Genomic DNA, 358 nt, shown 5'->3' with positions numbered 1-358 from the left:
GGTTCGAAATGCGCATGACGAGACCCATGTCGTGCTCGATGACGAGAACCGTCTGTTTGTGATCGGCACAAAGCCGTTGGATGACCTCCGCCAGATCCAGCGTTTCGGAGGGGTTGAGGCCGGCAGCCGGTTCGTCGAGGCATATGAGGCTCGGGCCTGTGCACATGGCTCGGGCGATCTCGACGCGGCGCTGCCGGCCGTAAGGCAGTTCGCCGGCCAGGCGGTTGGCGTCTTCGGCAAGCTTCATCTGCCCCAGCCAGTGATAGGCCCGGTCGACAGCCTCTGCCTCGGCCTTGCGGAACGCCCGGGTCCGGAAAACGCCACTGAGGATGTTGTTGCGGGTGGCGAGATGTTGGGC

Annotated in this window: 1 protein-coding gene; it reads right to left on the bottom strand. The window is 64.2% G+C overall.

Annotation, left to right across the window (positions count from 1 at the left end; all coding sequences use genetic code 11):
* Nucleotides 1-358: ATP-binding cassette domain-containing protein (locus AF337_RS03855; protein WP_152970886.1), on the bottom strand; the 358-nt coding region annotated here is incomplete at both ends.

The sequence above is a fragment of the Rhizobium ecuadorense genome (assembly GCF_001187535.1).
Taxonomy (GTDB): Bacteria; Pseudomonadota; Alphaproteobacteria; order Rhizobiales; family Rhizobiaceae; genus Rhizobium; species Rhizobium ecuadorense.
Note: the sequence above shows the minus strand (reverse complement) of the source record. Positions and strands in the feature narration are given on the sequence as shown.